General features: G+C 19.1%; 2 protein-coding genes. Both read left to right on the top strand.

What is annotated here, in order from left to right; genetic code table 11:
• On the top strand, nt 1-553 hold a 553-nt coding region (locus GJT91_RS02270; protein WP_484488975.1), incomplete at its 5' end, for a PLP-dependent aminotransferase family protein.
• A gap of 62 nt (nt 554-615) precedes the next feature.
• Nucleotides 616-1,176: a DJ-1/PfpI family protein gene (locus tag GJT91_RS00235; RefSeq protein WP_168868265.1), complete on the top strand. Its 561-nt coding sequence runs from the start codon at nt 616-618 to the stop codon at nt 1,174-1,176.
• The last annotated feature ends 52 nt before the right edge of the window (nt 1,177-1,228 follow it).

Raw genomic sequence — 1,228 nt, forward strand, 5'->3', positions numbered from 1 at the left:
CCCTAGAGGTGGTATTATTTTATCTACAAAAAAAAATAAAAATTTATTTAAAAAATTTGATAAAGCAGTATTTCCTGGTATTCAAGGAGGACCATTAATGCATGTTATAGCTGCTAAAGCAGTCGCATTTAAAGAAGCATCAAAACCAAATTTTATTATATATCAAAAACAAATATTAAAAAATGCTAAATTAATGGTAAAAATATTTAAAAAATATAAATATAAAATAGTATCAAATAATACAGATAATCATTTATTTATAATAGATTTAACTAATCAAAAAATAACAGGTATAGAGGCTGAAAAATTATTAGAAAAATATAATATTATAGTAAATAAAAATAGTATTCCTGATGACATAAATCCTCCTAATATTACTTCTGGAATAAGAATAGGAACTCCAGCAATTACAAGAAGAGGTTTTAAAGAAAAAGAAATATTTTTATTATCTAAATATATAATAGATATTATAAATAAAAAAAATATATATATTAAAAATATAAAAAATAGTATAATAAAATTATGTAAATTATTTCCTGTATATAAAAAATAAAATTAATTTACATTAAAAAATATTTTTTATTATTTTATATTTATTTAAATAAGGTATATTTTATGATAGAACGTTATTCTGTTTTACTTTGTGTTACAGATGGTGTAGAAGATATAGAAACTGTTTCTTCTATAGATATTTTAACAAGAAGTAATATTAATGTTATAGTAGTAAATATAAATAATAAACGTGAAATAATGTGCGCACATGGTACTAAAATAATAAGTGATATTTTTTTAAAAAAATTAAAAGATAATATAAATATAAAAGCAATTTTACTTCCTGGTGGTTTTAAAGCATCACAGAGTTTTAGTAAGAATTTTCTTTTATTAAAATATTTAAAGAAATTTAAAAATACTAAAAGAATAATAGGTGCAATATGTGCATCTCCTGCAATAGTTATTTCTTCTAATAATATTTTTCCTACAGCAAAAATGACGGGATATTTAGATTTTAAATCTTTAATACCACGTCATCAATGGTCAAAATATCCAGTTTTTTGGGATGATAAATATAAATTATTAACAGCACAAAGTGTTAAATATGCTATTGAATTTAATTTAAAATTGGTAAAAATTATTTTAGGAGAAAAAATTTCTTTAAAAATTGAAAAAGAATTGTAATTATTATAATAAAATAAATTTTAAAAATTTTATCTACTTATTAATAAATAAG

This window comes from Enterobacteriaceae endosymbiont of Donacia semicuprea, assembly GCF_012570535.1.
Taxonomy (GTDB): domain Bacteria; phylum Pseudomonadota; class Gammaproteobacteria; order Enterobacterales; family Enterobacteriaceae.